Raw genomic sequence first — 25,531 nt, forward strand, 5'->3', positions numbered from 1 at the left:
CCGACCGGTGGACGGTCGGCCGGGCGCGAGGAGGGGTCACGCGATGCGCAGGACGAGGAGGGCGGCGGAGTCCGTCGCCGCGGCGTCGGCGACGACGCCCGACCCGCTGGAGGGGCTCGAGGCCGAGGGCGCGCTCGCCTCGGTGACCTCGGTCGCCTCGGCGCGTGCGGCGCGGGCCGACACGACGCTGGTACGGCGCGACCACGGCGGCGGCGGCGCCCGCAGCGCGGCGCTCGACCTGTGGCTGCGCGCCACGGTCCGCCCGCTCATCGGGGTCTGGACGCTCGCGCCCCACCTGCCCTGGCCCTACCACGCCGTGGACCACCTCGGCCGGCTGCTGCGACCGCTGCCCGGCACGACCTTCGACCGCATCCGCCTGCCGCACTGCCCCGGCACGCGGGTCACGACGGACGCCGCGGCGACGAGCGGTCGGACCATCGTCTACCTCCACGGGGGCGCGTTCCTCGTGGGCGGCAACCACCTGCACCGCCAGCTGCTGAGCCGCGTCGCGCACCGCACGGGGGCGACGATCGTCGCGCCGGAGTACCGCAAGCTGCCCCGCCACACCGTCGCCGACGCGCTCGAGGACGCCGTCGACGGCTACCGCTACGCGCTCGACCACGGCGCCGACCCGGCGCGCACCGTGCTCATGGGCGACTCGGCCGGCGGCTTCCTCTCGGTCATGCTCGCCATCGCGATCCAGCGCGCCGGGCTGCCGGCGCCCGCCGCCGTCGTCGCGCTGTCGCCGCTGGTGGACTTCGTGCCCTCCGACGACGTGACCTACCCGGGCTGCACGCTCTTTCCCCGCGCCGCGATCGGCCGCTTCCAGCACTTGGCCGCGCGGGTCAATCAGCGCCGGGGCCGGGGCGAGGACCCCATCGAGTCGCCGACCCACGCCCCGCGGCGCGGACTGCCGCCGGTGCTGGTGCAGGTCAGCTCCGCCGAGTGCCTGTACGCCGACGGGGTGCGGCTCGCGGAGACCCTCGCCGCCGCGGGCGTGCAGGTCGAGCTCGAGGTGTGGGACAAGCAGGTGCACGTGTTCCAGGCCGCCGCCGGCTTCGTTCCCGAGGGCCGCGAGGCGCTCGAGAACGCAGCGCGGTTCGTCGAGCGGGCCACGGGAGCCGAGCAGGTGCAGCAGGCCGTCACCGCCTGAGCCGGCCCTCAGGGGTGCTGGTGCTCGCCCGGGTCGACGACGTTGCGCGGGTCGCGGATCGCGCCGTGCAGCTCGCCGTCGGCCGAGAGCCGCACGGCGTCCGGGTCGTCGACGACGTCGAGCACCAGCACCGTGACGTTGTCCCGGCCCCCGCCGTCCAGCGCGGCCCGGACGAGGGCGTCCGCCGCGGCGGCGGGGTCCGCCGTACCCAGCAGCGGGGCGAGCGCCGCGTCCTCGACCATGTCGGTGAGGCCGTCGCTGCACAGCAGCAGCCGGTCCCCCGGCTGGGCGTCGAGCACGGCGATGTCGGGCTGCACCTCGGCCTCGGTGCCCGACCCGGCGTGCAGCGAGCGCATGACGACGTTGCGCATCGGGTGGGTGCGCACCGCTTCGGCGGAGATGTCGCCGGCGTCGACGAGCGCCTGCACGAAGGTGTGGTCGTGGGAGACGCGCAGCAACTGGCCGCCGCGCATCAGGTAGGCCCGCGAGTCGCCGATGTGGGCCAGCACGACGCGGTGCCCGTCGGTCGCGACCGCCGTCAGCGTGGTGGCCATGCCCGTGCGGTCGGGGTCGGCGGCGACGCCGCGGTGCAGGTCGAGCACGACGGTGCGGATGGCCTCGCCGAGCACCACCGCCGGGTCGTCGTCGGGGTGGGAGCGGGCGGTCGCGGCCACCACCCAGGCGGCGGTGGCGGAGGCGACCTCTCCGGCCGCCGCGCCCCCGACCCCGTCGGCGACGAGGGCGAGGTAGGGCGACGAGTACGCCGCGTCCTCGTTGTGGTCGCGCACGAGCCCCACGTGACTGGAACCCGCACCGACGAACCGCAGCATGCCTCCCATCCTGCCAGTAGCGCCCATCCGGCCCCACGCCGTCCGCGCCCCGTCCGCGTCTCGCACGGACGGGTGAGGGCCCGTGTGATCCCTCGCACGGAACGGCCAGATGTCGCGCAGAAGTCGTACTGTCGACAGGTGCGTTACCACCCCTACGTGACCTGTGTCGGCGGTGCGGTCCTCAACCGCTCCTACCGCGTGACCGGTCCCGTCGTCCTCGGGAAGTCCCACCCCGCCACCGGCGGCACCGCGTACGGCGGCGTCGCCCGCAACGTGGCCGAGAACCTCACCCGTCTCGGGGTGCGCGCCGCGCTCGTCTCCGTCGTCGGGGACGACGTGCCCGGCCGCGCCCTGCTCGACGACCTCGAGCGCATCGGCGTCGACACCTGGGCCGTGCGCCCCATCGCGGGCCGCACCACGGCGACGTCGAGCACCGTCCGCGGGCCGGGCGACGAGCTCGTCCTCGGTGTCTCCGACACCGGCGTGCTCGACGAGATGACGCCCGAGCGCGTCGTCGAGCCGCTGTCGCGCGTCGAGACCGGAGCGTGGATCTTCGCCGACGCGACGCTCCCGGACGCCACGCACACCCGGCTGGCCTCGACCCGCCGCACCCGCGACCTGCGGCTCGCCGTCGACACCGTGTCGGTGGCCCGCGCCGCCCGCGTGCCGGCCGACCTCGGCGCCGTCGACGTGCTCTTCACCAACCTCGACGAGGCCCGGGTGCTGCTCGTGGACCGTCGCCGCCCGCCGGGCGAGACCGCGCACGACGCCGCGCTCGCGCTGCTCGACGCCGGGGTGCGCTCGGTCGTCCTGACGCTCGGCGCGGAGGGCCAGGTCGTCGCCGACGCCGACGGCGTCACGATGCTGCCGGCCGTGCCCTCCGCCGTGCTCGACGTCGAGGGCGCGGGCGACGCGCTCGTCGGCGGCACCCTGGCCGACCTCGTCGTGGGCCGCCCGCTGCGCGAGGCCGTCGCCACCGGCGCGGCCGCGGCCGCCCTCGCCACCGAGGTGCGCCCGCAGGTGCACCCCCGCCTCACCCGCCAGCTCGTCGACGCCCGTCGCGCCGCCGTGCCCCAGGGCGTCTGAGCGGGACCCCGGTCGCCGGGAGGGGAGCTCAGCCCGGGCGCTCGACCTGCTCCGCCAGGCGCGCCGGGGCCTGGATGCAGTAGGAGTCGGTGAGCAGCTCGGCCACCTCGGTCCAGTCGGTCGCCTCGTCCAGCAGCATCCCGGCGCCGTCGCCGGACCACCCGAGCACGAAGTAGGGGTCGCCGAGGTGGCCGAACGCCATCACCTCGGCGGGCTCGGCGCGGAAGGTGACGCGGAACAGCTGGTCCTCGCCGCCGAACACGTGCGCGACCGTCGCCCTCCCGACGCGCCAGCGCACCCCCGTCCACGCCGCCTCCTCCTCGCACTCGGGGAGGGCGCCCAGGATGCGCCGCAGCCGCTCCAGCATCGCCGGGGGGACGTCGGGACGTGCCATGGCGCCACGCTCCCACAGGGCACCGACGAGCGGCACCGATGAGAACCGCCGCCCGCCCGGGTCGGAGCAGCGACGCGACCCGACGGGGGCCGCGACCCGACGAAGGAGCACGACGATGGCGACGCACATGAACACCTACCTGGTGTTCGGCGGCAACACCCGCGAGGCGATGGAGTTCTACCGATCGGTCCTCGGCGGCCGGCTCGACGTCATGACGTTCGGCGACATGGGCGAGACGGGACCGGTGCCGCCGCCCGAGGGCGTCATGCACTCGTTCCTCGTCACCGACCACGGCTTCCGCCTCATGGCCTCCGACGGCCCGCCGGCCGAGGAGATCGTGCACGGGAACGACTTCGCCGTCGCCCTCAACGGTGACGCGGAGGACGAGGCGGTCCTGCGGGGCTGGTACGACGCGTTCGCGGCGGCGGGGACGGTCGACGTACCGCTCGAGAAGCAGGTGTGGGGCGACTGGTTCGGGCAGGTCACCGACCCGTTCGGCATCGCCTGGATGTTCAACATCGCCTCCGGCGAGGAGCCCGGCGACGCCTGACGGCGCCTGCTCCGCCCGGTCACACCCGCAGCTCGCCGACGGCGGGCGCGTCGGTGCCGAAGTAGTCGGCCATCGTGCGGTCCAGCACGGCGGTCGACCACCGGTCCAGGCGCGCCCGGCCGCCGGGAAGCCGCCGGTCGACGCGGTAGCGCCACGTGTTGAGCCCCAGCAGGTAGAGGTGCGCCCACGGCGGGCGCGCGGGCAGCCCGAGGTCGCGCATCGAGGCGCGGCCGAGGAACGTCGTGAGCATGCTGAGCGTGCGCTCCTGCTTCCAGCGGCCGTGCTCCATGTCCCCGAGCATCGCCACGATGTCCTGCGAGAGCCGGCCGCCCGCCGGCGTGACGTCGCCCTGGGCGAGCAGCACGTGGTAGTTCAGCCGGTGCCGCTCGCGCTCGTCGTCGACGAGCCACTGCTCGTCCACGCCCATGAGCCACCCGACGTACCTCCACAGGTGCATGACCGCCCGGGACTCGCGCCGGCTGACCGGTACGCCGAGGGCCCGCGCCCCGAGCAGCACGACGCCGTCGAAGAGGCCGAGCGTGCCGGCCTGGTCGGCCTGGTTGATCGGCAGCCCCCAGCGCTCGACGTCCCACGAGTCGACGAACGAGGCGTTGACCAGCGCGTGCATGGCACGCACGTGGACGGTGGCGCGCCAGCCCTCGCCCCACCGGCCGTCCGCGTCCTGCCGCAGCGCTCGCGGCGCGCTCAGGCTCGCCGTCCACGTCTGCGTCTCGGCGAGGCGGCGGCGGGTGCTGTCGCCGGTCAGGCCACCCGTCGCGACGAGCAGGTCGGGCGGCCCGCCGAAGCGGTAGCCGCCGATGAGCGACAGCTGCAGCAGCACGTCGGCCGCGTTCTGGCCGAGGCGCAGGTAGGTGGCCGCGCCCTCCTCGACGAGGTCGAGGTCGACCCACCCGGGGGTGGCCGACACGTGGGCGAAGAACTCCCGCAGCGCCGGGGGCGCGTCGGGCACCGCGTCGACCCCGTCGGCCAGCGCGGTGCGGAAGGCGCGCATCGTGACGCGCTCGGGGTCGCCGGCGGGGCGGCGCATCGCCGCGGCCAGCCGGGCGCCCACCTCGTCCTGCTGCCGCAGCGCGACCCCGATCCGGGCCATCAGCTGCTCGTCGAGCTCGCGCACACCGGCGGCGAGCCGCAGCGTGCGGCCCAGTCGCCGCGCGCGCTCGGGGGCGGAGCGGAACCGCGTGGGTGGCGGCGCCGGCACCTCCGCGGGGTCGGCGAGGGACGGCGTACCGGGGGACCGATCGACCTGGGCGCTCATGCGTCCAGCCTGACGCGAGCACTCGCTCGCATACAATTCGCGTCATGAGCCCGGCCCGCCGCCCCGAACGCGCGGCGCCCACCCCCGCTGGCCTGCGACGACAGCCCCGCCAGCAGCGCTCGCGCGCGATGGTGGAGCGGATCGTCGACGCGGCTCGCGAGGTGCTCACCACCGAGGGGTACGACGCGTTCACCACCAACCGGGTGGCGGCGCGGGCCGGAGTCAGCCCGGGGTCGCTCTACCAGTACTTCCCCGACAAGGCGGCGCTCGTCGACGTCGTCGCCGAGCGGTGGGTGGACCGGGTGAGCGAGGACGTGGCCCGGGCGCTGCTCGACCGCCTCGGCGAGCAGGGGCCCGCGATGGTGCGCTCGACCGCCGACGCGCTGCTCACCGCGCTGGAGCGCGACACGAGCCTGCTGCACGTCGTGTGGGAGGACCTCCCGGGCGCGCGCCACCGGGCGAACCGCGACGCCCTCGAGCGGCGCGTGCGGGACGTCCTGACGGCGTACCTCGCCGTGCGGCTCCCGCCCGAGCAGGCGGGCCGCGCAGTGCGGCTGGCGTGGATGGTGGTGCTGACGACCGAGTACCTCACCGTGCGGTTCGTTCTCGACCCCGACCCGCCGCTGACCCGCGACGAGCTGCTCGACGAGGTCGTGGCGATGAGCCTGGGCTACCTCGGCGGGCTCGCGCTCGACTGACGCTCAGCGGCCCGCGGGACCGCCGGGGTCCACGGGGGCGGTGCGCCGCGCGGGGTCCGCGGGGTCGCCCGGCGCGTCGACCGCGGCGCGCGCCCGCTGGGAGCCGGGCCCCCGGAAGCGCCGGATGCTGTAGACGATGAGTCCGGCGGCGATCGCGGCCGACGCGACGAGGGTGATGCCCGTGCCGAGCCCGCCGATCAGCCACCAGCTGTCGCGCACCGGCCACCACGAGGGGGCCGGCGGGCCCACGATCCACAGCACGCCCAGCCCGAGGAGCCACACCGCGCCGAGGCACGAGAGCACGATGCGGGGGACGGTCTCGACACCCTCGGCCGCGGCGCGCATCGCGGCGCGCTCGACCGGGGCCAGCCGCCGCTCGGCCCACTCGTACTGCTGCGAGAGCACCGCGAGACCGCCGAACAGCATGAGGAGCCCGGGTCCGGGCAGCACGAGGGCCGCGATGCCGGCCACCACCAGGGTCCAGCCGGCCACCTCGACCACGATCCGCTTCGTCGCGCCACGCACGGTCACAGCCTCCCAGACAGGTGGTCGTCGTGGGGCGACTCGTCGAACCCCGTCCTCGTCACCGGTCCTGCCCCCACCTCAGCCGAGGCCGAGGGCCCGCGACGCGTCGCCGACCAGCAGGAGCCCGACGACCGCGAACACCCACCACGACGCGCCGGACGTCACCCGCTCCAGCCAACCCGAGAACCGGGCCAGCGGCCCCTCGACCCGGGACCCCAGCGCGAGGCGCCCGGCGAGCAGCAGCAGGGCCGGCGCCACCATCACCAGCGCGTAGGCCACCACCACCCCGACCGACGCCGCCAGCGGCAGGTCGGCGGCCGTGATGATCCCGACCGCGCCGAGGAACGGCAGCATGCTCGCCACCTCGACGAGCGCCGCGGCCAGGCCGACGCCCACGACGACCCGGTACGACGCACCCGGCCCCACGAGCCGGGACCGCCACGACGCGGTACGGCGAGGCGTCGCCGCCGGCTCGCCCGCGACGGCCCCACCGACGGCCCCACCGACGGCCCCGCGCGGCGCGCGCCACCGGCGTACCCGGGCGAGCACGAGGTCGCCCACGAGACCGGCGGTGAGCAGCACCCCGCCCACGACGAGCTCGACCCACCGCAGCCAGGTGAGGTCGCCGACCTCGGCGAGCAGTCGGACCGCGGCGTCCGCGCCGAGCACGAGCCCGATCCCCACGAGCGCGTAGAAGCCGCCGACCGTGCCGAGGAACACCAGGTAGCGCCGCACGTCGACGCGCGGGGCGGTGAGCAGCACGAGGGGCAGCACGAGGGTGCCGATGCTGGTGCTGTCGACGAGGGCGAGGCCGGCGAGCAGGCCGAGGGTCACGAGGTCCACGACGGTGACGCTAGGGGGCCCGGGGGGCGCCCCGCGTCGGCCGAAGGTCGCTCCCCGGCCCTACCCGGGTCGTCTCGCCACCGGCCGTACGGACCCCCGGCGTGGCCGGCCTCCCGCTGGCCGGGGACGCTCGAGCGCGCGCCACTCCTCCACGAGCACGGCGTGCACCTGGGTGTCGGTCCACTCCCCCCGCATCCACCAGTCGCGGCGCAGGTGCGCCTCGAGCCGCATCCCGAGCCGGGCGCAGACGCGGGCGGACGCAGCGTTGCGGGCGTCGAGACGCGCCTCGACGCGGTGCATCCCGTAGTGGTCGAACGCGAGGTCGGCCAGCGCCGCCGCCGCCTCGGTGGCGTAGCCGCGACCGCCGTGCCGCGGGTCGAGCACCCAGCCCACCTCGCCCACGCCGCCCCAGGCGTCGACGACCTTGAGCACGACGTCGCCGACCACCACGCCGTCGCGCTCGACCACCAGCGGCAGCGTCTCCCCCGGCGCCCGGGGGTGGAGGGAGGTCGCGCGGCGGGCGACCATCGCGTCCCGCTCCGCCTCCCCGAGGGCGTGCAGGAGCATGAAGCGGGTGACCTCGGCGTCGCCGTAGTACGCCAGCGCCGCGGCGTCGCCGTCACGGTGGGCGCGCAGCACCAGCCGCTCGGTGCGCAGCGGCAGCGGCGGCGGGCCCGGGTCGGGCCGGTACGGCGGAGCCGCACCCCCCGGCGTACCGGACCCGGTGGTGCTCACGCCGGGTCGTCCACCCGGCGCACGACCCGGGCCGGGTTGCCCACCGCCACGACGCCGGCAGGCAGGTCGCGGGTCACGACGGACCCGGCCCCCACGACGGTGTCGTCGCCGATCGTCACGCCGGGGCACACCACGACGCCGCCGCCGAGCCACACGTTGGACCCGATCGTGACGGGGCGGCCGCCCTCCCACTTGTCGCGCCGCGGCCCGGGGTCGACCGGGTGGGTCGGGGTCAGCAGCTGCACGTTCGGGCCGATCTGGGTGTCGTCGCCGATGGTGATGGCGGCGACGTCGAGCGCGACGAGGCCGTAGTTGGCGAACACCCGGCTGCCGACGGTGATCTGCGTGCCGTAGTCGACGTAGAAGGGCGGACGGATGGCCACGTCGTCGCCGACCGAGCCCAGCAGCTCGACGAGCAGCGCGCGGCGGCGCTCGAGGTCGTCGACGCCCGTCGCGTTGTAGGCCTCCTGCAGCCGCTGCGCGCGGACCACGCCGGCCACCAGCTCCGGGTCGTCGGCGAGGTAGGGGTCACCGGCGAGCATGCGCTCGCGCATCGTGCGGCCGTCGGGCTCGTAGGCGCTCATGCGCCCCAGCCTGCCACCCGCCGGGGACCCCCCGCCGCCGTCAGCGGCTGCCCGTCAGCGGCTCGTCGTGCGGCGGTACTGCCGCACGGAGAGCGGCACGAACACGACGAGGATGATGACCACCCAGATGAGCGTGTAGAGCGCCGGGTGCTGCATCGACCAGGCGTCCGGCACCGGCAGCGAGCGGTCCACGTTGCCGAACAGCTCGCGCGTCGCCTGCGTCAGCGTCGACACCGGGTTCCACTCCACCAGCGTGCGGAGCACACCGCTGAAGCTGTCGAGCGGCACGAACGCGTTGGAGACGAACGTGAGCGGCATGATGACGATGAACGAGGCGTTGTTGATGACCTCGACGCTGGGCACCAGCAGGCCCACGTAGGCCATCACCCAGCTGATCGCGTAGGCGAAGAGCAGCAGCAGGCCGAACCCGAGCGCCGCGTCGACGACGCCCTCGCGGATGCGCCACCCGATGAGCAGGCCCGTGATCGCCATGATGACGAGCGACAGCACGTTGTAGACCACGTCGGAGGTCGTGCGGCCCACCAGCACCGCCGACGGGGACATCGGCAGCGACCGGAACCGGTCGATGATGCCCTTCTGCATGTCCTCCGCCAGCCCGGCGCCCGTGAAGGTCGCGCCGAACACGACCGTCTGGGCGAAGATGCCGCCGATGAGGAACTCGCGGTAGCCGATCCCGCCCTCGGAACCGATCGCGCCCTCGAAGACGAAGGCGAAGAGCAGCACGAACATGATCGGGCTGACGAGGACGAAGACGAGCACCTCGGGCACCCGCTTGATCTTGATGAGGTTGCGCTTCGTGACCACCCAGCCGTCGCTGGCGGTGCGGGCCAGGGTGCTCATCGGGACTCCTGCGAGGTCGTGGCGGGCTGGTCGTCACCGGAGCCGGGCTCGGCGGCCCGGCCGGTGAGGGTGAGGAAGACGTCGTCGAGCGTGGGCCGGCGCAGGCCGACGTCGAGCAGCGCGACGCCCTCCCGCTCCAGGGCCTCCAGGGCCCGCCGCAGTGCCGGTACGCCGGACGTCACCGGTGCCGTGAGGGTGCGGCCGCCCGCGTCGACCTGCACCTCGGCGACCGCCTCGGCCGCGAGCACGCGCCGGGCCGTGTCGAGGTCGGCGCCGTCGCGCAGCACCGCCTCGATCCGCTCGCCGCCGGTCTGCGCCTTGAGGTCGTCGGCCGTGCCGCGGGCGATCGCGCGCCCGTGGTCGATGACGACGATGTCGTCGGCGAGGCGGTCGGCCTCCTCCAGGTACTGCGTCGTCAGCAGCAGGGTCGAGCCGCCCGACACCAGCTCGCGGATGACGGTCCACATCTCCTGGCGGCTGCGCGGGTCGAGCCCCGTCGTCGGCTCGTCGAGGATGAGGACCGGGGGCGCGGCGACCAGCGCGCCGGCCAGGTCGAGGCGGCGCCGCATGCCGCCCGAGTAGGTCTTCGAGGGGCGGTCGCCGGCGTCGGCGAGCGAGAAGCGCTCCAGCAGCTCGCGCGCCCGCTCCCGCGACCGGGCGCGGCCCAGGCCGTAGAGCCGGCCGACCATCTCGAGGTTCTCGAACCCCGTCAGGTGCTCGTCGACGGCCGCGTACTGACCCGACAGGCCGATGCGGCGGCGCACCCCGTCGGGGTCGGTGGCCACGTCGACGCCGGCCACCTCGGCCGAGCCGCCGTCGGGCTTCAGCAGGGTCGCCAGGATGCGCACGGCGGTGGTCTTGCCCGCGCCGTTCGGGCCCAGCAGCCCCAGCACGGTGCCCTCGGGCACCGCGAGGTCGAGGCCCTTGAGGGCCTCCACCTCGCCGTAGCGCTTCACCAGTCCGTGAGCGCGGATCATGTCGGTCATCGCGGTCCTCTCCTCGTCGGGGCCACCGTGGCAGACCCCGCCGACATCCAGGACTCATCGGCGTCGGCGTCGCGGATCGGACCAGACCAGACCAGCCCGGACCAGCCCGGACCAGCCCGGACCAGCCCGGACCAGCCCGGACCGGCCCGACCCGCGACGTACCGGGGCTCAGGCCCAGGTGGCGACCGTCTGGCGCAGCGTGCGCGGCGCCCGGCCCAGGAGGCGCGCCAGGTCGTCGCCGGTGGGGGCGAGCACGCCGTCGGCGATGTTGGTGTCGGCGGCGACGAGGAACCCGGCGGTGCCCTCGTCGAGGCCGGCGCCGAGCAGGACCTGGCGGTACTCCTCGGCCGGGAGCGCGTCGTAGGCGACCTCGGTGCCGAGCACCTCGCCGAAGGCGGCGGCCAGCTCGGCGTGGCTCCACGCCTCTTGGCCGACGAGCTCGAGCACGGCCCCCTCGTGGCCCTCGGTGGTCAGCACGACGGCCGCCGCCTCGGCCAGCTCCGCCCGCTCGACGCTGGCGACCCGGCCGTCCCCGGCCGCCGCGGCGATGCGACCCGTGGCGCGGGCCTGGGCGAACGCGGGCTGGTAGTTCTCCGTGTACCAGCCGTTGCGCAGCAGGGTGGAGGGCACGCCGGAGGCGCGCAGCAGCTCCTCGGTCGCCTTGTGCTCGGGGGCCACGACCAGCGGGGAGGTGTCGGCGGCGGGCGCGCTCGTGTAGGCGATCCGGGCGACGCCGGCGGCCCTCGCCGCCTCGATGACGTTGCGGTGCTGCTCCGTGCGGCGGCCCACCTCGCTCGAGGAGACGAGCAGCAGCACGTCGCCGGCGCCCAGCACGGAGCCGTCGACGTCGCTGTAGTCGAGGCGCGCCGTGCGCACCCCTCGCGCGGCCAGGTCGGCCACCTTCGCCGTGTCGCGGGCGGTCGCGAGCACCTCGTCCGCCGCCACGCCCCGCTGCAGCAGGGCCTCCACCACGAGCCGCCCGAGCTGTCCGCTCGCCGCCGTCACCACGATCGCCATGTTCATCCACTCCTCGTCGTACGCCGCGCAGGTCGCGGCCGTCGGGGAGCTCAACCGGCAGCACCGACGTACCCTTCCCGGCGCGGGGTACTGACTTCGAAGTGGGGTACCCACCCGCAGGTAAGGTGAGCCGGTGCCCACCTCGTCGCCGGCCCCCGCCCCGCCCCTCAGCACCCTCGACACGGCCTGCCCGCAGATGCGGCTGCTGGTCGAGCACGTCACGAGCAAGTGGGGCCTGCTGGTGCTCCTCGGGCTCGCGGGCCGCACGCTGCGCTGGAGCGAGCTGAAGCGCGAGATCGCCGGCGTCAGCGAGAAGATGCTCATCCAGACGCTGCAGACCCTGGAGGCCGACGGGCTCGTGCACCGCGAGGCGCGCCCGGTCGTCCCGCCGCACGTGGAGTACTCGCTGACGCCCGCCGGCGAGGAGGCCGCCGCGCTGCTCGAGCCCCTCGCCCGGTGGGCGCAGGGGCGGGTCGGCGGCGCGACGAGCTGAGGAGGCCCGCCGCCCGCGCGGCCGGCGGATGGGTACCGGGCCGCGACCGCCATCGGTCGCCGTGGTCGTCGTGGTGCCGAGCCGAGGCTCCGCAGCCCCGGCTCGCCGCAGTCCCCGCCCACCCCCCAGGACGGACCCATGCCCACGGACCTGATCAACGCCGACTTCGTCTACCTGCTGGCCGGGATCTCCCTGCTGCTCGCCGTGGTGCTCCCCCACGCACTGAGCTCCGTGGCCCTGTCCGCCCCCACCGTGCTGCTCGGCGTGGGGGTGCTGGCGGGGCTCCTGCCGCTGCCGGCGGAGGTCGTGCTGTCGCCCACGGAGGACCGCCCGTTCATCGAGCACCTCGCCGAGCTGACCGTGCTGGTCTCGCTCATGGGCGTGGGGCTCGCTCTCGACCGGCCGCTCAGCTTCCGCTCCCGCGCGTCGTGGCGGCGGTGGGGCACGACGTGGCGCCTGCTGCTGATCGCGATGCCGCTCTCCATCGCGGCCGCGGCGTGGCTGGGCTGGTGGGTGCTCGGCCTGGCGCCCGCGTCGGCGCTCCTGCTCGGCGCCGTCCTCGCGCCGACCGACCCCGTGCTCGCCTCCGACGTGCAGGTCGCGGGCCCCACCACCGACGAGGAGGACGACGACCAGGTGGACGGGGCCGTCGACGAGCGCGACGAGGTCCGCTTCGCGCTGACGTCCGAGGCCGGGCTCAACGACGCGCTCGCCTTCCCGTTCGTCTACCTCGCCATCATCGTCGTGGGTGCCGGGTCGGCGCTGGACGACGTCGGGAAGTGGCTGGCCTGGGACCTCGTCGGCAAGATCGTGGTCGGCGCGGCCGTCGGGATGCTCATCGGGTGGGCGCTCGCCAAGGCGGCCTTCCGGTCCCGCGTGCGGTCGGTCCGCACGGCGGAGACGGGTGAGCCCCTCCTCGTGCTCGCCGCCGTCCTGCTCTCGTACGGCGCGGCGGAGGTCGCCCAGGGGTACGGCTTCCTGGCCGTGTTCGCGTGCGCCATGACGTTGCGGTCCTTCGACCGCACCGACAGCTACCACGCGCTCATGCACGGGGTCGTGGAACGGCTCGAGCGGCTGCTGACGCTCGTGGTGCTCCTCCTCCTGGGGGTCGCGATCTCCGGCGGGCTGCTCGACGCGCTCAGCTGGCGGGGCGCCGTCCTGGGCATCGCCCTCGTCCTGCTGGTCCGTCCGGTCACGGCGTGGCTGGCCCTGCGGATCGGCCCGCGCCCCCGCGACCGGGTCGGCGACGACCACCTCCAGCCGCGCGAGCGCTGGGTCACGGCGTTCTTCGGCATCCGGGGGATCGGCTCGATCTACTACCTCGCCTACGCGACGGGGCAGGACCCCTTCTCCGGCCAGGACACGCTGTGGGCCACGGTCGGCTTCGTCATCGCCTTCTCCGTCGTGCTGCACGGCATCTCGGCGACGCCCGCCATGACGTGGCTCGAGCGGCAGCGTCCCCAGCCGGCGGCCGAGGACGGCGACGTGCAGGAGGCCGCCGGGCCCTGACGGACCCGGGCGTCGCTCAGCGGCGGCGCAGCGACCCCAGGAAGTCCGCGATCCGCTCGATCGCCTCGGTCAGCACGTCGACGTCCGGCAGCGTGACGAGCCGGAAGTGGTCGGGCTCGAACCAGTTGAAGCCCGTGCCGTGCGTGACCAGCAGCTTCTTCGCGCGCAGCAGGTCGAGCACGAACGCCTGGTCGTCGACGATGCCGAACATCTCGGTGTCGAGCCGCGGGAAGCAGTAGAGCGCGCCCATCGGCTCGACGCAGGAGACGCCCTCGATCTCGTTGAGCAGGCGCCAGGCCGTCTTGGACTGCTCGTAGAACCGACCGCCGGGCACGATGTACTCGTTGATCGACTGGTAGCCCCCGAGCGCGGTCTGGATCGCGTGCTGGGCCGGCACGTTCGCGCACATGCGCATGTTGGCGAGCAGCGTCAGGCCCTCGAGGAAGCTCGCCGCGGCGTGGCGGGGGCCCGAGATCATCACCCAGCCGGCGCGGTAGCCCGCGATCCGGTAGGCCTTCGAGAGCCCCGAGAACGTCAGGCAGAGCACGTCGTCGCCGGCGTACGCGGCCGTGTGGTGGTGCACCGCGTCGTCGAACAGGATCTTCTCGTAGATCTCGTCGCTGAAGACGACCAGCTCGTGGCGCCGGGCGATGTCGACGAGGCCCTTGACGGTCTCCTCGCTGTAGACCGCGCCCGTCGGGTTGTTCGGGTTGATGATGACGATGCCCTGCGTGGCCGGGGTGATCTTGGCCTCGATGTCGGCGAGGTCGGGGTTCCACCCGTCCTCCTCGTCGCAGCGGTAGTGCACCGGCGTACCGCCCGAGAGGGTCACCGCTCCCGTCCACAGCGGGTAGTCCGGGGCCGGCACGAGGATCTCGTTGCCGTCGTCGAGGAAGGCCTGCAGGACCAGCGAGATCATCTCGGAGACGCCGTTGCCGATGAACACGTCGTCGACGGCGGTCTCGGTGAGGCCGCGGGACTGGTAGTACTGCGCCACCGCGGTGCGCGCCGAGTAGATCCCCCGCGAGTCGGAGTAGCCCTGCGCGTCGGGCAGGTGCGCGACCATGTCGGCCACGATCGACTGCGGCGCCTCGAACCCGAAGGGCGCCGGGTTGCCGATGTTCAGCTTGAGGATCCGGTGACCCTCCGCCTCCAGCCGCTGTGCCTCGACGAGGATCGGGCCCCGCACGTCGTAGCGCACGTTCTGCAGCTTCTTGCTCTGGACGATGTCGCGCATGCGGCTCAGTCTCGCAGCCCCGGGCGTCGGGGTGCGCGCGGGTTTGCCGCGCGCGGCGGTCCGACCCGGAGCCGGTGGACCGCTCGGGGCCCCGCCTCCTACGCCTGCTTGCTCGCCGCGACCGCGAGGCGGTCGACGAAGTCGTTCATGACGTCGCCCGAGTGACCCTTCACCCAGCGGAACGCCACGTCGCCGCGGCCCGACACCTCGGCGACGAGCGGCTCCCACAGGTCGCGGTTGGCGACCGGCTTGCGCGCGCTGTTGGTCCAGCCGCGCTCGAGCCAGCCCGCCCACCAGCGGTCGCGGAAGCAGTGCACGACGTACGTCGAGTCGCTGACCACCACCAGCGGCCCGGGGTTGGCGAGCACCGCCTCGAGGGCGGCGCGGATCTCCATGCGCTGGTTCGTCGAGGCCCGCTCGCCGCCCGACGCGTGCGTGGTCTGGTCGAGCGCCCACGCCCAGCCGCCCGGGCCGGGGTTGCCCGCGCAGGCGCCGTCGGTGAAGACCTCGACGGCCCCGGGCGGCGCCACCATGTCCGCGGGCCGCGGGCGGCGCGCCCGGGTGGTGCGGGTGGCGGGGGTACGGCGGGACGCGGTCGGCACGGAGGGGCTCCTCGGTCGGCGGGGGGCGCGGGGGTCGGGCGGGTGGAGAGGAGACCGTAGCCGCGCGGCGGGCTCCCGGCGTACCCGGGGAACACCAAGCCGGTCGGCGGCGTTGGGCAGGGGTAGCACGGACCGCTGCCGACGACGACAGGAGTGCAGATGACGACCGTGACCGTGGGTGCCGCCGACTTCGAGCGCACCGTGATGGAGAACGACCTGGTGCTGGTGGACTTCTGGGCGTCGTGGTGCGGCCCCTGCCGCCAGTTCGCGCCCGTCTTCGACAAGGCCTCGGAGCAGCACGGCGACGTGGTGTTCGCGAAGGTCGACACCGAGGCCGAGGCCCAGCTCGCGCAGGCCGCGCAGATCACGTCGATCCCGACGCTGATGGCGTTCAAGAAGGGCCAGCTGGTCTACCGCGAGGCGGGCGCCCTGCCGGCCACCGCGCTGGAGCAGCTCATCACCGCCGTGAAGGACCTCGACGTCGAGGCCGCCCTGGCGGAGCAGGAGGCCGCCGAGAAGGCGGCCCAGCAGGACCAGCCGGGCCCGCAGGCCTGAGCGGGGCCGCGCCGGCCCGGCCCGTGACAGGACCCCTCACAGGGCCAGGCCGGTGCGGCTCCACCACACCTCGTAGGTCACGACGACCAGCGCGACCCAGGCCGGCAGCAGCACCGCCGAGAGCCGCAGCAGGTCGCGCGGCGCGAACCCGTCGCCACGGTCGTCGGCGTCGGCGAACACGAGCAGCGCCTTCGAGCTGACCGGCAGCGTCAGGCAGTAGTCGATACCGGTGCTGACGAGGAACACCACCGCCACCGCGTCGAGGTCGAGGCTGGCGGCGAGGTAGAGCGACGGCGGCACGAGCGCGATCGCCCGCACCGTGTGCGACGTGACGTAGAGGTGCGCCGTCGCGCTCAGCAGCGCCAGCACCGCCACGACCGCGAGCGGCGACGCCAGGTCCTGGACGCCGCTGAGCGCGAAGAGGCCGCCGACGACCCAGTCGCCCGCGCCCGACGACACGAGCGCGCCGCCGAGCGCCAGCGCGCCGGCCACGAAGAGCACGAGCGACCACGACACCTCGCCGAGCCCCTCCTTCCACGTCATCACCCCGACCGCGGGGGCGCAGAGCGCGAGGGCCGCCAGCAGCGTCACCGTCGCGATCTCGAGGCCGTGCAGCGGCTCGGTGAGCCACCCGGCCAGGGCGAGCCCGAGCACCGCGCCCGCCACCCGCTCCGCACGGCTCCAGGGCGCTCGCTCCACGGCCGGTACGGCGACCGCCCGCCGCCGCTCGTCGCGCCGCAGGAAGAGCAGCTGCACCGCCAGGCAGGTCAGCGCGCTCGCGGCGATCGCGAACGGCATGCCCCACAGCGCCCACGCGGCGTACGAGATCGTCTCCCCCGTCGCCTGGTGCAGCAGGTCGACGGCCACGAGGTGCGAGGTCGCCCCGACGAGCGTGCCGACGGTGGACACGAGCACGACGCTCGGCACGAGCAGGGCCAGCGCGCGGGTCACGCGCCGCTCGCTGCCGCGGTCGCCGTGCCCGGTCCTCGGGCCGTCGAGGTGCTCGCCCAGCGCGCGGTGCACCGGCAGCAGCACGGCCGCGCGACCCGACGTGGAGGGCACGAGGAACGCCAGCGGCACGATCGCCGCGGTGACGAGCCAGAAGGTGCCGCCCACGGTCCGGGCCCGGCCGACGACGGCGGCCGTGAGCCGCCCCGCGAGGCCCGAGCGGGCCAGCGCCCCGCCCACCACGAAGGCCCCGACCACGAGCCAGACGACGTCGTTGCCGAGCGAGGCGAAGAGGGCGTCCTGCCCGCCGACCGGCACGGTGGCGAGCACGCCGGCGCCGAGGGCGACGTACCCCGCGTCGAGGTCCGTCAGCGTCCACAGCACCGTCGCGACGCCGAAGGCCAGCAGCGCCAGCCGGGCGTCGAGCGACAGCCCGTCGGGCACCGTCACGAGCGCGGCCACGTCGACGACGAGCGCCGCCGCCCAGGTGGTGCGGCCTGAGACCCGCACCCCCGGGCGCCGCGGGCCCGGCCGACCGGGCAGCGGCCGCGTCCCCTCCTCGTACGGCGGGTGCTCCCCCACCCCGGTGATCGGCCGGGTGTCGACGTCGACGCTCACGCCGCCCCCATCTGGCACCCGATGAGCACGAGCCGCATCGCGCGCTCGGCGGCCTCGGTCAGCAGCTCGGGGCAGCGGGCGATCGACTCCTCGAGGCTGAGCGGCAGCGGCACGATCGACGCGACGGCGTCGATGCCGATGTCGTGCACGTGGTGGGCGCGGCGCCCGATGGTGCCGGCCAGGGCGAAGACCGGCTTGCCCTGCGCCTTCGCCCGGCGCGCGACCTCGGCCGGCACCTTGCCGTGCGGCGTCTGCTCGTCGACGGCACCCTCGGCGGTGATGACGAGGTCGGCGCGCGCGATGAGGTCGTCGAGGTCGACGTGGTCGAGCATCACGTCGAAGCGCGGCATGAGGCGGGCGCCGAGGCCCGCGGCGAGGCCCGCGCCGAGCCCGCCGGAGGCGCCGGTGCAGGGCCCGGTCGCGAGGTCGACGCCCGCGGCCTGCACGCCGTCGCGGCGCAGCACCTCGGCCCAGCGCTCCATGGCACCGGCCAGCAGCTCGACCTGCGCCGGGCTCGCCCCCTTCTGCGGGCCGAACACGCGGGCGACGCCGCGCGGGCCGGTCAGCACGTTGTGGGGGTTGCAGGCGACGAGGAGGTCGACGTCGGCCAGGCGGGGGTCCAGCCCGGAGAGGTCGAGCGAGGCGACGTCAGCCAGGGCGCTGCCACCGGGCCCGACCTCGGCGCCGCGGGCGTCGCGCACCCGCGCGCCCAGCGCCTGGAGCGCGCCGGCGCCGCCGTCGCAGGTGCCGGAGTCGCCGCAGCCGACGAGGATGCGACGGGCACCCTCGTCGAGCGCGGCCCGGATCAGCTCACCGACGCCGCGGGTCGTCGTGGCGCCGGGGTCGCGCAGCCCGGCGGGCACGAGCCGCAGCCCGGCGGCCTGGGCCATCTCGACGACCGCGGTGCCGCGGGCCTCGCCGCCGAGCAGGGCGAGCGTGGCCGTGACCGGCTCGCCGACGGGGCCCGTCACCGTGCGGGTGACGAGGCGACCGCCGGTCGCCGCGGCCAGGGTGCGCGCCGAGCCCTCACCCCCGTCGACCACCGGGACGCGGTCGACGACGACCCCGGGGAGGGCACGCCGTACTCCCGCGGCGATGGCGTCGGCCACCTGCTCGGCCGACAGGCTCTCCTTGAATCCGCTGGGGGCGATCAGGACCCGGCCCGGGACGTTCATCATCGGCTGCTCCTCCTCGTGGGCGCGGCGATCGCCGCGCGCTGAGGAGGACGGTGCCGTTCACCCGTGAGACACCTGTGAGTCGTCCATGAGGCACCTCTCACGGAGGCGCCGCGCGAGCCGGGTGGCCGGGCCGCGTCAGTCGGCCAGCAGCTCCCGCACGCGCGGGGCGACCTGCGTGCCGTAGAGCTCGATGGCTCGCATGAGCCGGCCGTGCGGCATCGGGCCGTTGGAGTACTTCAGGTCGAAGCGCTGCACGCCGAGCCCGCGCACGGTGCGGGCGATCTTCGCCGCGACGGTCTCCGGCGAGCCGACGTAGAGCGAGCCGACCTCGATCTCGGCGTCGAACTGCTCGCGGGTCGCCGGGCCCCAGCCGCGCTCGCGGCCGATTCGGTCGCGGTTGGCCTTGAAGTGCGGGAACAGCAGCTCGCGCGCCTCCTCGTCGGTGTCGGCCACGAAGCCGGGCGAGTGCACGCCCACCGGCAGCAGCGGCGCGTCCGCGTCGTCGCCCAGCTCGCGCAGTGCGCGGTGGTAGAGGTCCACGTAGGGACCGAAGCGCTCCGGCTCGCCGCCGATGATGGCGAGCATCATCGGGAACCGGTAGTGCGCCGCCCGCACGACCGACTCGGGCGAGCCGCCGACGCCGACCCAGGTCGGGATGTGGCCGGCGGTGGGCCGCGGGAAGACCTCGGCCTCCTCGAGCGGCCCGCGCACGGAGCCGCGCCAGCTGACGGGGCCGTCGGCCTGCAGCGCCGCCCACAGGTCGAGCTTCTCGGAGAAGAGCCGCTCGTAGTCGCCGAGCTCGAAGCCGAAGAGGGGGAACGACTCGGTGAAGGAGCCGCGGCCCAGCGTCACCTCGGCGCGGCCCGGGGCGAGCGCGTCGATCGTGGCGAACCGCTCGTAGACGCGCACCGGGTCGTCGGAGCTCAGCACGGTGACGGCGGTGCCCAGCAGGATGCGCTCGGTGCGCGCGGCGACCGCGGCCAGCACGACGTCGGGGGCGGAGACCGCGTAGTCGTCGCGGTGGTGCTCGCCGATGCCGATGGCGTCGACCCCCACCTGGTCGGCGAGCACGGCCTGCTCGACGACGTCGCGCACGACCTGGGCGTGGGGAACGGGCCGGCCGTCGTCGTCGACGGTGACGTCCCCGAACGTGTCGAGGCCGAGGTGGACGGTCATGGGTGCCTCCGGTGGGTCGGCTGCCGGGCGGTGGCCCGATCTGGTTGCACAGTCAACCACTTTAGTCGTCCCAGGATTCCGCTCACCCCTCGCGGGGCGCGTACATGATCACGGCCATCCCGGCGAGGCAGATCGCGGCGCCGGCCACGTCCCAGCGGTCGGGGCGGTAGCCGTCGGCCACCATCCCCCACAGGATCGAGCCGGCCACGAACACCCCGCCGTACGCCGCGAGGATGCGCCCGAAGTGGGCGTCGGGCTGGAAGGTCGCGACCACGCCGTACGCGCCGAGGGCCAGGAACCCGACCCCCACCCAGAGCCAGCCGCGGTGCTCGCGCAGGCCCTGCCACACCATCCAGGCCCCGCCGATCTCGAGCACGGCGGCGACGGCGAACAGGGCGAGGGAGCGGGCGACCACGCGGTCAGGCTAGGCCGTCGGGGAACGGGCGGGATCACGGTGGAGAGACCCTGCGGCGGGGGCGGGGGGTGTGGCACGATCAGCCGCGGGTCCGCGATCGCGACCCACCCACTGCAGCACCGAGGGGTCACGGGGGCCATGCACACGACCGACGCACGCGACGGGGGCGACGACATCGTCCGCGAGTACGTCGCGCTCGACCGCGCCCTGCGCCGGCTCGAGGCCGTCGACGCCGGCCAGTCCGCGGGCCTGCGCCTGCAGCTCTACCGGGCGCGTGCCGCGTACCACCGCAGCGGGGCCCGGGGTCAGGCGGCGTACGCCGACACGCTCGCCGTCCTCGGCGCCGCCTGCGCGAGCGCGCTGGTCGAGGCGGGCCACGGCGACGCGGCCCCCGAGCGGCCCGTCGCGCACGACGCTCGCGACACCTCGTCGCGCTGAGCCTCAGCCGATCCGCACGCCCAGCGTCACCACGTCACCCAGCTCCACTCCCTCGGCGCGCCGCAGCGCGACCTTGACCGGCACGACGTACCCGCCGTCCTTCGCGAACAGGGACGTCGGCAGCGTGGTCGCGCCGAGCGTGACGACGGCCGGGATCATCCCCCAGCCGTAGGTGACGACGGCGGCCAGCGCGCGGATCTCCTCGGCGTCCTCGGGCCCGACGGCCACGAAGTGGAACGGCGCGGGGCCGCGCCACCAGAACACCTCACCGGTGACCTCCAGCTCGAGCATCGAGGGCTGCATGGCGGCACGGTACGGCGGGGGCCCACCCGCCGTACCCCGTTCGTGGTGCCAGCGCCACGGAAAGTGCGGCGCTCCCACCACGAACGGGCGCGCAAGGAACACCCGGCCTGCTCAAGGTCGGCCCCGGAGGCTCAAGGCCGGGCGGTGGACGGTTGCGCAACAGTTGTCGCGCTCTCGCGCCGCGCTGGTGGCTGGGGGCGCACAGTGGGGGTGGGCCCGCGGTGGTGTCCAGCAGAGGGCCTCGCCGCGGGCCTCTCCACGTCCCGGGCGGGAGCGCGCCCGGCCCGCGTCGTCCGGTGACCCGCGATGAGTTCCGTCGGCGGCGGCGGTCAGACTCGCCGTACCGCACCCCCCGCCCCCGGCGGGCCACCGAAGGAGAGAGCCATGCGCCCCCTGGTCGTCACCGAGTTCATCAGCCTCGACGGCGTCGTCGACTCCCCCGGGGGCGGCGACCACCCGCACGCGGGCTGGACGTTCGCGGAGGTCCCGTTCGAGGAGGCGGCGTACGAGATCAAGGGCCGCGAGACCGAGGCCGCGACCGCGCTGCTCCTGGGCCGGGTGAGCCACGACGAGTTCGCGCCGGTGTGGCCGCAGATGGAGGAGTTCGCGGAGTACAACGCGATGCCGAAGTACGTCGTGTCCACCACCCTGGAGGGCTCGCCGTGGAACAACACCCACGTGCTGCGCTCCCTCGACGAGGTCGCCGCGCTCAAGCAGACCGACGGCGGCGAGATCCACGTGCACGGCAGCGCGACCCTGGCGCAGGGCCTGGCGGCGGCCGGCCTCGTCGACCGCTACCACCTCCTCACGTTCCCCGTCGTGCTCGGCGGCGGCAAGCGCCTCTTCCCCACCGACGGCCCGGGGGCGACGGCGCCGCTGCGGCTCGTCGAGCACGCGGCGTACGCCAACGGCGTGCAGCTCTCGGTGCTCGAGGTGCAGCACTGACCGCAGGACGGGCCTGACGCGGCACGAGCCGTTCACCTGCGCGTCGCTCGGTGAGAACAGGTCTCACGGAAGCCTCACGGTCGCCTCATCCGGCGCCCCCAGGCTCCTCGTCATGACCACCCTCGCCGCGCCCTCCGCCGCCGCCGACCGGACCGTCCGCACCCTCGACCCGCGCCGCCTGCGCGCCGCCAAGCTCGCCTACACGACCCGCCACGTGGCGGCCGACGTCGCGACGAGCGGCACCGGCTACTCGCTCGTGTCGGGGTCCGGCGTCGTCCCCCGCGCCGGGGACGTGGTGCTCGCCCGGGTGACGTCGATCGGCAAGCACACCCGCCTCGAGGGCCCCGGCTCGCGCCGCCAGCTGCTCTTCCCCGGCGACGAGGTCGTGGTGGCGTACGGCGCGCGCTACGCCCCCGACCAGTTCCTCGCCGAGGTGCCGGGCGACCTCGGTCCCTGCCACCTCGTCGCGGCCGGCGGCCTCGCGGGCACCGTCGTCGAGCAGCACGCCGCGATCACCGAGGCCACCGCGATCGAGCCGCTGGGCCTGCTGGCCGACGCCGAGGGCGTCGTGACCCTGGCGCGGACCGCGCCGTACGGCGTGGACGCCCGCGGGCGCCTCGGCGACCGCCCCGCCGGCGGCCCGCTGGTCGTCGCCGTGCTCGGCACGTCGATGAACTCGGGCAAGTCGACGACCCTTGCGTGCCTCGTCAACGGGCTGACCGCGGCCGGCCTCGTCGTCTCCGCCGGCAAGGCGACCGGCACGGGCGCGGGCAACGACGCCCACCTGTTCCGCGACGCGGGCGCCACGCGCGTCCTCGACTTCACCGACTTCGGCCTGCCCAGCACCTACCGCCTGCGTCCCGCCGAGGTGCGCGGGCTGTGGAGCGCGCTCGTCGACGAGCTGGCGCTGGACCGCCCCGACGTGGTCGTCGTCGAGCTCGCCGACGGGCTCTACCAGGGCGAGACCTCCGCGCTCGTGGCCGACCCGTCGTTCGCGACCGAGGTCGACGCCGTGCTGTTCGCCGCCCAGGACGCGATGGGCGCGGTCGCCGGCACGACGGTGCTGCGCGAGCACGGCCTGCCGGTGGCCGCCGCGTCGGGTGTCGTCACCTCCAGCCCGCTCGCGACCGGCGAGACGCGCCGCGCGCTGGCCGCCGCCGACGTGCCGGTGGTCGGCACGTCCGACCTGTGCGACCCCGCCGTCGCGACGCGCCTCGTGCGCGCCCGCGCCGCGGCGTGAGCCCCACGACCCGGCCGACGGCGCCGTCCACGGTCCCACCCCCGCGGCTCCCGGCGCTGCTCGTCGGGCGGCGGCGGGGGCTGGTGGGGCTGCTCGTCGCCACCGCCACGACCCAGGCCGCGCTGACGGTCGCCGTCGCCCTCCTCGTCGGGGCGCTCGTCTCCGCGCCCCCGGGCGGGACGACGCCCGTCGCCGCCGGGCTCGTCGTCGTGCTCGCCGCGGCGGGGGGCACGGCGTACGGCGCGCGCGTGCTGGCCGAGCGGCTGGGGCAGGACTACGTGCACGAGCTGCGGGGCCGCCTCGTCGGCGCCGCGCTGCGGGGCGCCGGCGCCCGCTCGCTCGGCATCACGATCGCGCGCACCACCAACGACCTGACGGCGGTGCGGGGCTGGGTCGCGGAGGGCATCGCGCCGCTCGTGGCCGCGGTGCCGCTCGTCGCGGGCTCGCTCGGCCTGCTGGCGGCGCTGCACCCCCGGCTGGCGCTGGCCGCCGGCGTACCGCTCGTGCTCCTCGTCTCCGCCCTGCTCGCGGTGACGCCCCACGCCTACGAGCGGGCCGCCGCGCTCCGACGGCAGCGGGGTCGGCTCGCGGGGCGGGTCACCGACAGCCTCCGCGCCCGCGACGGCATCGTGGCCGCCGGCGGCGAGGAGCGCGAGCTGCGCCGCGTCGCCCGCGACAGCCGGCGGGTCGGTACGGCGGCCGTCGCCCGCGCGCGCACCGCCGGGCTGCTCCAGGCCGCGTGCCTCGTCGCCGGCGGGGCCACCGCGGCGCTCGTCGTGGCCGTCGCCCGGGCCGACGACCTCCCCGCCGGGGTGCTCGCGACCGCGCTGACCGTCACGGGGGCGCTCGCCGCGCCGCTGGCCGGCGTCGGGCGGGTGGCGGAGCTGCGGCAGAACTTCCGCGCCGCGCGGCGGGTCGTCGCGCCGCACCTCGGCGAGCCCCCGGGGCCGGGCGGTCCGTCGGCGCCGGCCACCCGGTCGTCGGCCCTGCGCGTCACCAGCGACGCCGAGCGCGTGTTCGTGCCCGGGCTGCTCGACGCCCGGCCGGGCGACCGCGTGCGCGTCGTCGGCCCCGACGCCGCGACGACCACCGCGACGCTGCTCGGGCTCGTCGCGCCCGAGCCGGGCCACGAGGTCGTCGTGGACGGGTGGGACTGCGGCCGGGTCGCCCCCGCCGTGCGCCGGCGGCTCGTCGGGCTGGCGGCCCACGACGTACCGCTCGAGCGGGGGACGCTCGCGCGGGCCGTGCGCTACCGCCGCCCGGACGCCGACGACGACGCCGTCACCGCGGCCCTCACCGCCGCGGGGCTCGACCCCGTGCTCGCGCGGCTGCCCCGGGGGGCGCGCACCGAGCTGCGCCGCGGCGGCCACCCCCTGACCCCCGCCGAGGTCGCCCGGGTGAAGGTGGCGCGGGCGGCGCTCGGCGCCCCCGTGCTGCTGGTCCTCGACCGCATCGACGCCGCGCTCGACGCCGAGGGCCGCCGCCACCTGCGGGCCCTCGTCGCCGCGCACCCGGGCGTCGTCGTGTTCGTCTCGGACACCCCCGAGGAGGTCGCGCCGGGCTACCGCACCGTCGAGCTCGACGCGGAGGGGGGAAGCGTTCGCGCCGGGACCGCCAGGGTCGCCGGCGCCGCGCCCTGACCCTGCGCCGCCCCGGCGCGGTCGGCCGCGAGCAGCAGCAGGCCCACCGCGGCCAGGACGCCGTGGGCGACGCGCCCCCCGGGCGGCAGGAAGAACTGCGGGAGGTACGTCGCCAGCGCCACCGCCGTCAGCACCAGGCCGGCACCGGCGAGGGGGCCGGGGCTGCGCCGTACCGCGACGACGACCAGCCGCGCCCCCGCCACCGCCAGCGCCACCCAGCCCAGCGCGAAGAGCGTCACCGCGACGGGCTCGTAGCGGAACAGGTCGGCCGCACCGTCACCCGCGCTCAGCACCGCCGCGTCGCCGGTCTCGACGACCCGGCGACCGACCGCGTGCAGCCCGTAGGCCTCGGCGCCGTAGTAGGGCAGGAGCAGCGCCGTGGCGACGACCGTCGCCCGGTGCGCGGCCCGGTCGACGGCCGACAACCCGGCCGCGACGAGCACGAGACCCGCCATGGCGAGCACGTGGGCCCACAGCCAGGCCGGCCGGGCGTAGAGCTCCGCGGCCGCGAGGCCGTCCTCGACCGCAGAACCGCGCAACGCGGGGTACGCCGCGAGCGCGGCAGCGGCGAGGGCGAGGAGTGCTGCGGGGCCGGCGGATCGTGCGGGCAGCCCGGCGTTCGGTCCGGCAGTAGGCGGGTCGGGCTCCATGGGTCCTCCGGATGTGAGCGGTGCTCTCTGAATGCGTCCAGCGTGA

29 protein-coding genes are annotated in these 25,531 nt (G+C 75.7%); 11 read left to right on the forward strand and 18 right to left on the reverse strand.

Going from position 1 to position 25,531, the window contains the following annotated elements:
* The first annotated feature begins 43 nt into the window (after positions 1 to 43).
* A complete protein-coding gene (locus tag INN71_RS06885; protein WP_301799965.1) occupies positions 44 to 1,153 on the forward strand; it encodes an alpha/beta hydrolase in 1,110 nt (369 codons plus the stop codon).
* A gap of 8 nt (positions 1,154 to 1,161) precedes the next feature.
* On the opposite strand, the gene INN71_RS06890 is transcribed toward INN71_RS06885, so the two are convergent.
* Complete coding sequence (locus tag INN71_RS06890; protein ID WP_301799966.1) at positions 1,162 to 1,983, reverse strand: PP2C family serine/threonine-protein phosphatase; 822 nt, start codon at positions 1,981 to 1,983, stop codon at positions 1,162 to 1,164.
* A 138-nt stretch (positions 1,984 to 2,121) separates the two neighbouring features.
* On the opposite strand from INN71_RS06890, the gene INN71_RS06895 reads away from it, so the two are divergent.
* On the forward strand, positions 2,122 to 3,069 hold the full coding sequence (locus INN71_RS06895) for a PfkB family carbohydrate kinase (RefSeq protein ID WP_301799967.1): 948 nt from the start codon (positions 2,122 to 2,124) through the stop codon (positions 3,067 to 3,069).
* Positions 3,070 to 3,097: 28 nt separating this feature from the next.
* Here the strand turns inward: INN71_RS06895 and INN71_RS06900 are convergent, their stop codons facing one another.
* On the reverse strand, positions 3,098 to 3,463 hold the full coding sequence (locus tag INN71_RS06900; RefSeq protein WP_301799968.1) for an MmcQ/YjbR family DNA-binding protein: 366 nt from the start codon (positions 3,461 to 3,463) through the stop codon (positions 3,098 to 3,100).
* Positions 3,464 to 3,578: 115 nt separating this feature from the next.
* Here INN71_RS06900 and INN71_RS06905 point away from each other — a divergent pair, with 115 nt between their 5' ends.
* Positions 3,579 to 4,013, forward strand: coding sequence for a VOC family protein (locus INN71_RS06905; RefSeq protein WP_301799969.1), 435 nt, complete (start codon positions 3,579 to 3,581; stop codon positions 4,011 to 4,013).
* Positions 4,014 to 4,032: 19 nt separating this feature from the next.
* Here the strand turns inward: INN71_RS06905 and INN71_RS06910 are convergent, their stop codons facing one another.
* The gene (locus tag INN71_RS06910; RefSeq protein WP_301799970.1) at positions 4,033 to 5,289 is read right to left on the reverse strand and encodes an oxygenase MpaB family protein; all 1,257 of its coding nucleotides are present in this window, start codon (positions 5,287 to 5,289) and stop codon (positions 4,033 to 4,035) included.
* A gap of 44 nt (positions 5,290 to 5,333) precedes the next feature.
* Here INN71_RS06910 and INN71_RS06915 point away from each other — a divergent pair, with 44 nt between their 5' ends.
* Complete coding sequence (locus INN71_RS06915) at positions 5,334 to 5,987, forward strand: TetR/AcrR family transcriptional regulator (RefSeq protein ID WP_301799972.1); 654 nt, start codon at positions 5,334 to 5,336, stop codon at positions 5,985 to 5,987.
* A gap of 3 nt (positions 5,988 to 5,990) precedes the next feature.
* Here the strand turns inward: INN71_RS06915 and INN71_RS06920 are convergent, their stop codons facing one another.
* The 7 genes from INN71_RS06920 to INN71_RS06950 form a co-directional block, all read right to left on the reverse strand.
* Positions 5,991 to 6,512, reverse strand: a complete 522-nt coding sequence (locus INN71_RS06920) for a PGPGW domain-containing protein (protein ID WP_301799973.1) — start codon at positions 6,510 to 6,512, stop codon at positions 5,991 to 5,993.
* A 78-nt stretch (positions 6,513 to 6,590) separates the two neighbouring features.
* Positions 6,591 to 7,355: a GAP family protein gene (locus tag INN71_RS06925; RefSeq protein WP_301799974.1), complete on the reverse strand. Its 765-nt coding sequence runs from the start codon at positions 7,353 to 7,355 to the stop codon at positions 6,591 to 6,593.
* Positions 7,356 to 7,415: 60 nt separating this feature from the next.
* Positions 7,416 to 8,090: a GNAT family N-acetyltransferase gene (locus INN71_RS06930; protein ID WP_277500743.1), complete on the reverse strand. Its 675-nt coding sequence runs from the start codon at positions 8,088 to 8,090 to the stop codon at positions 7,416 to 7,418.
* Positions 8,087 to 8,674, reverse strand: coding sequence for a sugar O-acetyltransferase (locus tag INN71_RS06935; RefSeq protein WP_301799975.1), 588 nt, complete (start codon positions 8,672 to 8,674; stop codon positions 8,087 to 8,089). The genes INN71_RS06930 and INN71_RS06935 overlap by 4 nt, the downstream gene beginning before the upstream one ends.
* A gap of 54 nt (positions 8,675 to 8,728) precedes the next feature.
* A complete protein-coding gene (locus tag INN71_RS06940; protein WP_301799976.1) occupies positions 8,729 to 9,535 on the reverse strand; it encodes an ABC transporter permease in 807 nt (268 codons plus the stop codon).
* Positions 9,532 to 10,521 carry an ATP-binding cassette domain-containing protein gene (locus INN71_RS06945; protein ID WP_301799977.1) on the reverse strand — a complete coding sequence of 330 codons (990 nt, stop codon included), beginning with the start codon at positions 10,519 to 10,521 and terminating at the stop codon, positions 9,532 to 9,534. The genes INN71_RS06940 and INN71_RS06945 overlap by 4 nt, the downstream gene beginning before the upstream one ends.
* 168 nt (positions 10,522 to 10,689) lie before the next feature.
* A complete protein-coding gene (locus INN71_RS06950) occupies positions 10,690 to 11,592 on the reverse strand; it encodes an SDR family oxidoreductase (protein WP_301799979.1) in 903 nt (300 codons plus the stop codon).
* 79 nt (positions 11,593 to 11,671) lie between these two features.
* On the opposite strand from INN71_RS06950, the gene INN71_RS06955 reads away from it, so the two are divergent.
* On the forward strand, positions 11,672 to 12,031 hold the full coding sequence (locus tag INN71_RS06955; protein WP_301799980.1) for a helix-turn-helix domain-containing protein: 360 nt from the start codon (positions 11,672 to 11,674) through the stop codon (positions 12,029 to 12,031).
* 138 nt (positions 12,032 to 12,169) lie between these two features.
* The gene (locus INN71_RS06960; RefSeq protein ID WP_301799981.1) at positions 12,170 to 13,540 is read left to right on the forward strand and encodes a sodium:proton antiporter; all 1,371 of its coding nucleotides are present in this window, start codon (positions 12,170 to 12,172) and stop codon (positions 13,538 to 13,540) included.
* Between the two features lie 16 nt (positions 13,541 to 13,556).
* Here INN71_RS06960 and INN71_RS06965 read toward each other — a convergent pair whose 3' ends face one another.
* Together INN71_RS06965 and INN71_RS06970 are read right to left on the reverse strand one after the other, a co-directional pair.
* Positions 13,557 to 14,777 (reverse strand): pyridoxal phosphate-dependent aminotransferase, encoded by a 1,221-nt coding sequence (locus tag INN71_RS06965; RefSeq protein ID WP_277500751.1) that lies wholly within the window; start codon positions 14,775 to 14,777, stop codon positions 13,557 to 13,559.
* 98 nt (positions 14,778 to 14,875) lie between these two features.
* Entirely contained in the window at positions 14,876 to 15,379 is a 504-nt protein-coding gene (locus INN71_RS06970; RefSeq protein WP_301799983.1) for a ribonuclease H, read from the reverse strand.
* Positions 15,380 to 15,538: 159 nt separating this feature from the next.
* On the opposite strand from INN71_RS06970, the gene trxA reads away from it, so the two are divergent.
* A complete protein-coding gene (gene trxA, locus INN71_RS06975) occupies positions 15,539 to 15,934 on the forward strand; it encodes a thioredoxin (RefSeq protein WP_301799984.1) in 396 nt (131 codons plus the stop codon).
* 36 nt (positions 15,935 to 15,970) lie between these two features.
* On the opposite strand, the gene INN71_RS06980 is transcribed toward trxA, so the two are convergent.
* From INN71_RS06980 to INN71_RS06995, 4 genes are all read right to left on the reverse strand, one after another.
* Positions 15,971 to 17,500 (reverse strand): SLC13 family permease, encoded by a 1,530-nt coding sequence (locus INN71_RS06980; RefSeq protein WP_301799985.1) that lies wholly within the window; start codon positions 17,498 to 17,500, stop codon positions 15,971 to 15,973.
* Positions 17,497 to 18,678 carry a glycerate kinase gene (locus INN71_RS06985; RefSeq protein WP_301799986.1) on the reverse strand — a complete coding sequence of 394 codons (1,182 nt, stop codon included), beginning with the start codon at positions 18,676 to 18,678 and terminating at the stop codon, positions 17,497 to 17,499. Before INN71_RS06985 ends, INN71_RS06980 begins: the two co-directional genes overlap by 4 nt.
* A gap of 135 nt (positions 18,679 to 18,813) precedes the next feature.
* Positions 18,814 to 19,854 (reverse strand): LLM class flavin-dependent oxidoreductase, encoded by a 1,041-nt coding sequence (locus INN71_RS06990; protein ID WP_301799987.1) that lies wholly within the window; start codon positions 19,852 to 19,854, stop codon positions 18,814 to 18,816.
* Positions 19,855 to 19,936: 82 nt separating this feature from the next.
* The gene (locus INN71_RS06995) at positions 19,937 to 20,269 is read right to left on the reverse strand and encodes a YnfA family protein (protein WP_301799988.1); all 333 of its coding nucleotides are present in this window, start codon (positions 20,267 to 20,269) and stop codon (positions 19,937 to 19,939) included.
* 138 nt (positions 20,270 to 20,407) lie between these two features.
* Here INN71_RS06995 and INN71_RS07000 point away from each other — a divergent pair, with 138 nt between their 5' ends.
* Positions 20,408 to 20,707 carry a hypothetical protein gene (locus INN71_RS07000; protein ID WP_301799989.1) on the forward strand — a complete coding sequence of 100 codons (300 nt, stop codon included), beginning with the start codon at positions 20,408 to 20,410 and terminating at the stop codon, positions 20,705 to 20,707.
* A gap of 3 nt (positions 20,708 to 20,710) precedes the next feature.
* Here the strand turns inward: INN71_RS07000 and INN71_RS07005 are convergent, their stop codons facing one another.
* Complete coding sequence (locus INN71_RS07005) at positions 20,711 to 21,010, reverse strand: DUF1905 domain-containing protein (protein ID WP_301799990.1); 300 nt, start codon at positions 21,008 to 21,010, stop codon at positions 20,711 to 20,713.
* Positions 21,011 to 21,394: 384 nt separating this feature from the next.
* Here INN71_RS07005 and INN71_RS07010 point away from each other — a divergent pair, with 384 nt between their 5' ends.
* The 3 genes from INN71_RS07010 (at position 21,395) to INN71_RS07020 (ending at position 24,835) form a co-directional block, all read left to right on the forward strand.
* Positions 21,395 to 21,955 (forward strand): dihydrofolate reductase family protein, encoded by a 561-nt coding sequence (locus INN71_RS07010; RefSeq protein WP_301799991.1) that lies wholly within the window; start codon positions 21,395 to 21,397, stop codon positions 21,953 to 21,955.
* A 112-nt stretch (positions 21,956 to 22,067) separates the two neighbouring features.
* Entirely contained in the window at positions 22,068 to 23,195 is a 1,128-nt protein-coding gene (locus INN71_RS07015) for a hypothetical protein (protein WP_301799992.1), read from the forward strand.
* Complete coding sequence (locus INN71_RS07020) at positions 23,192 to 24,835, forward strand: ABC transporter transmembrane domain-containing protein (RefSeq protein ID WP_301799993.1); 1,644 nt, start codon at positions 23,192 to 23,194, stop codon at positions 24,833 to 24,835. The genes INN71_RS07015 and INN71_RS07020 overlap by 4 nt, the downstream gene beginning before the upstream one ends.
* Here the strand turns inward: INN71_RS07020 and INN71_RS07025 are convergent.
* Positions 24,757 to 25,485: a hypothetical protein gene (locus INN71_RS07025; protein WP_277500101.1), complete on the reverse strand. Its 729-nt coding sequence runs from the start codon at positions 25,483 to 25,485 to the stop codon at positions 24,757 to 24,759. The genes INN71_RS07020 and INN71_RS07025 overlap by 79 nt on opposite strands.
* Positions 25,486 to 25,531: the final 46 nt, after the last annotated feature.

This window comes from Nocardioides sp. ChNu-153 (assembly GCF_030466625.1).
Classification (GTDB): Bacteria; Actinomycetota; Actinomycetes; order Propionibacteriales; family Nocardioidaceae; genus Nocardioides.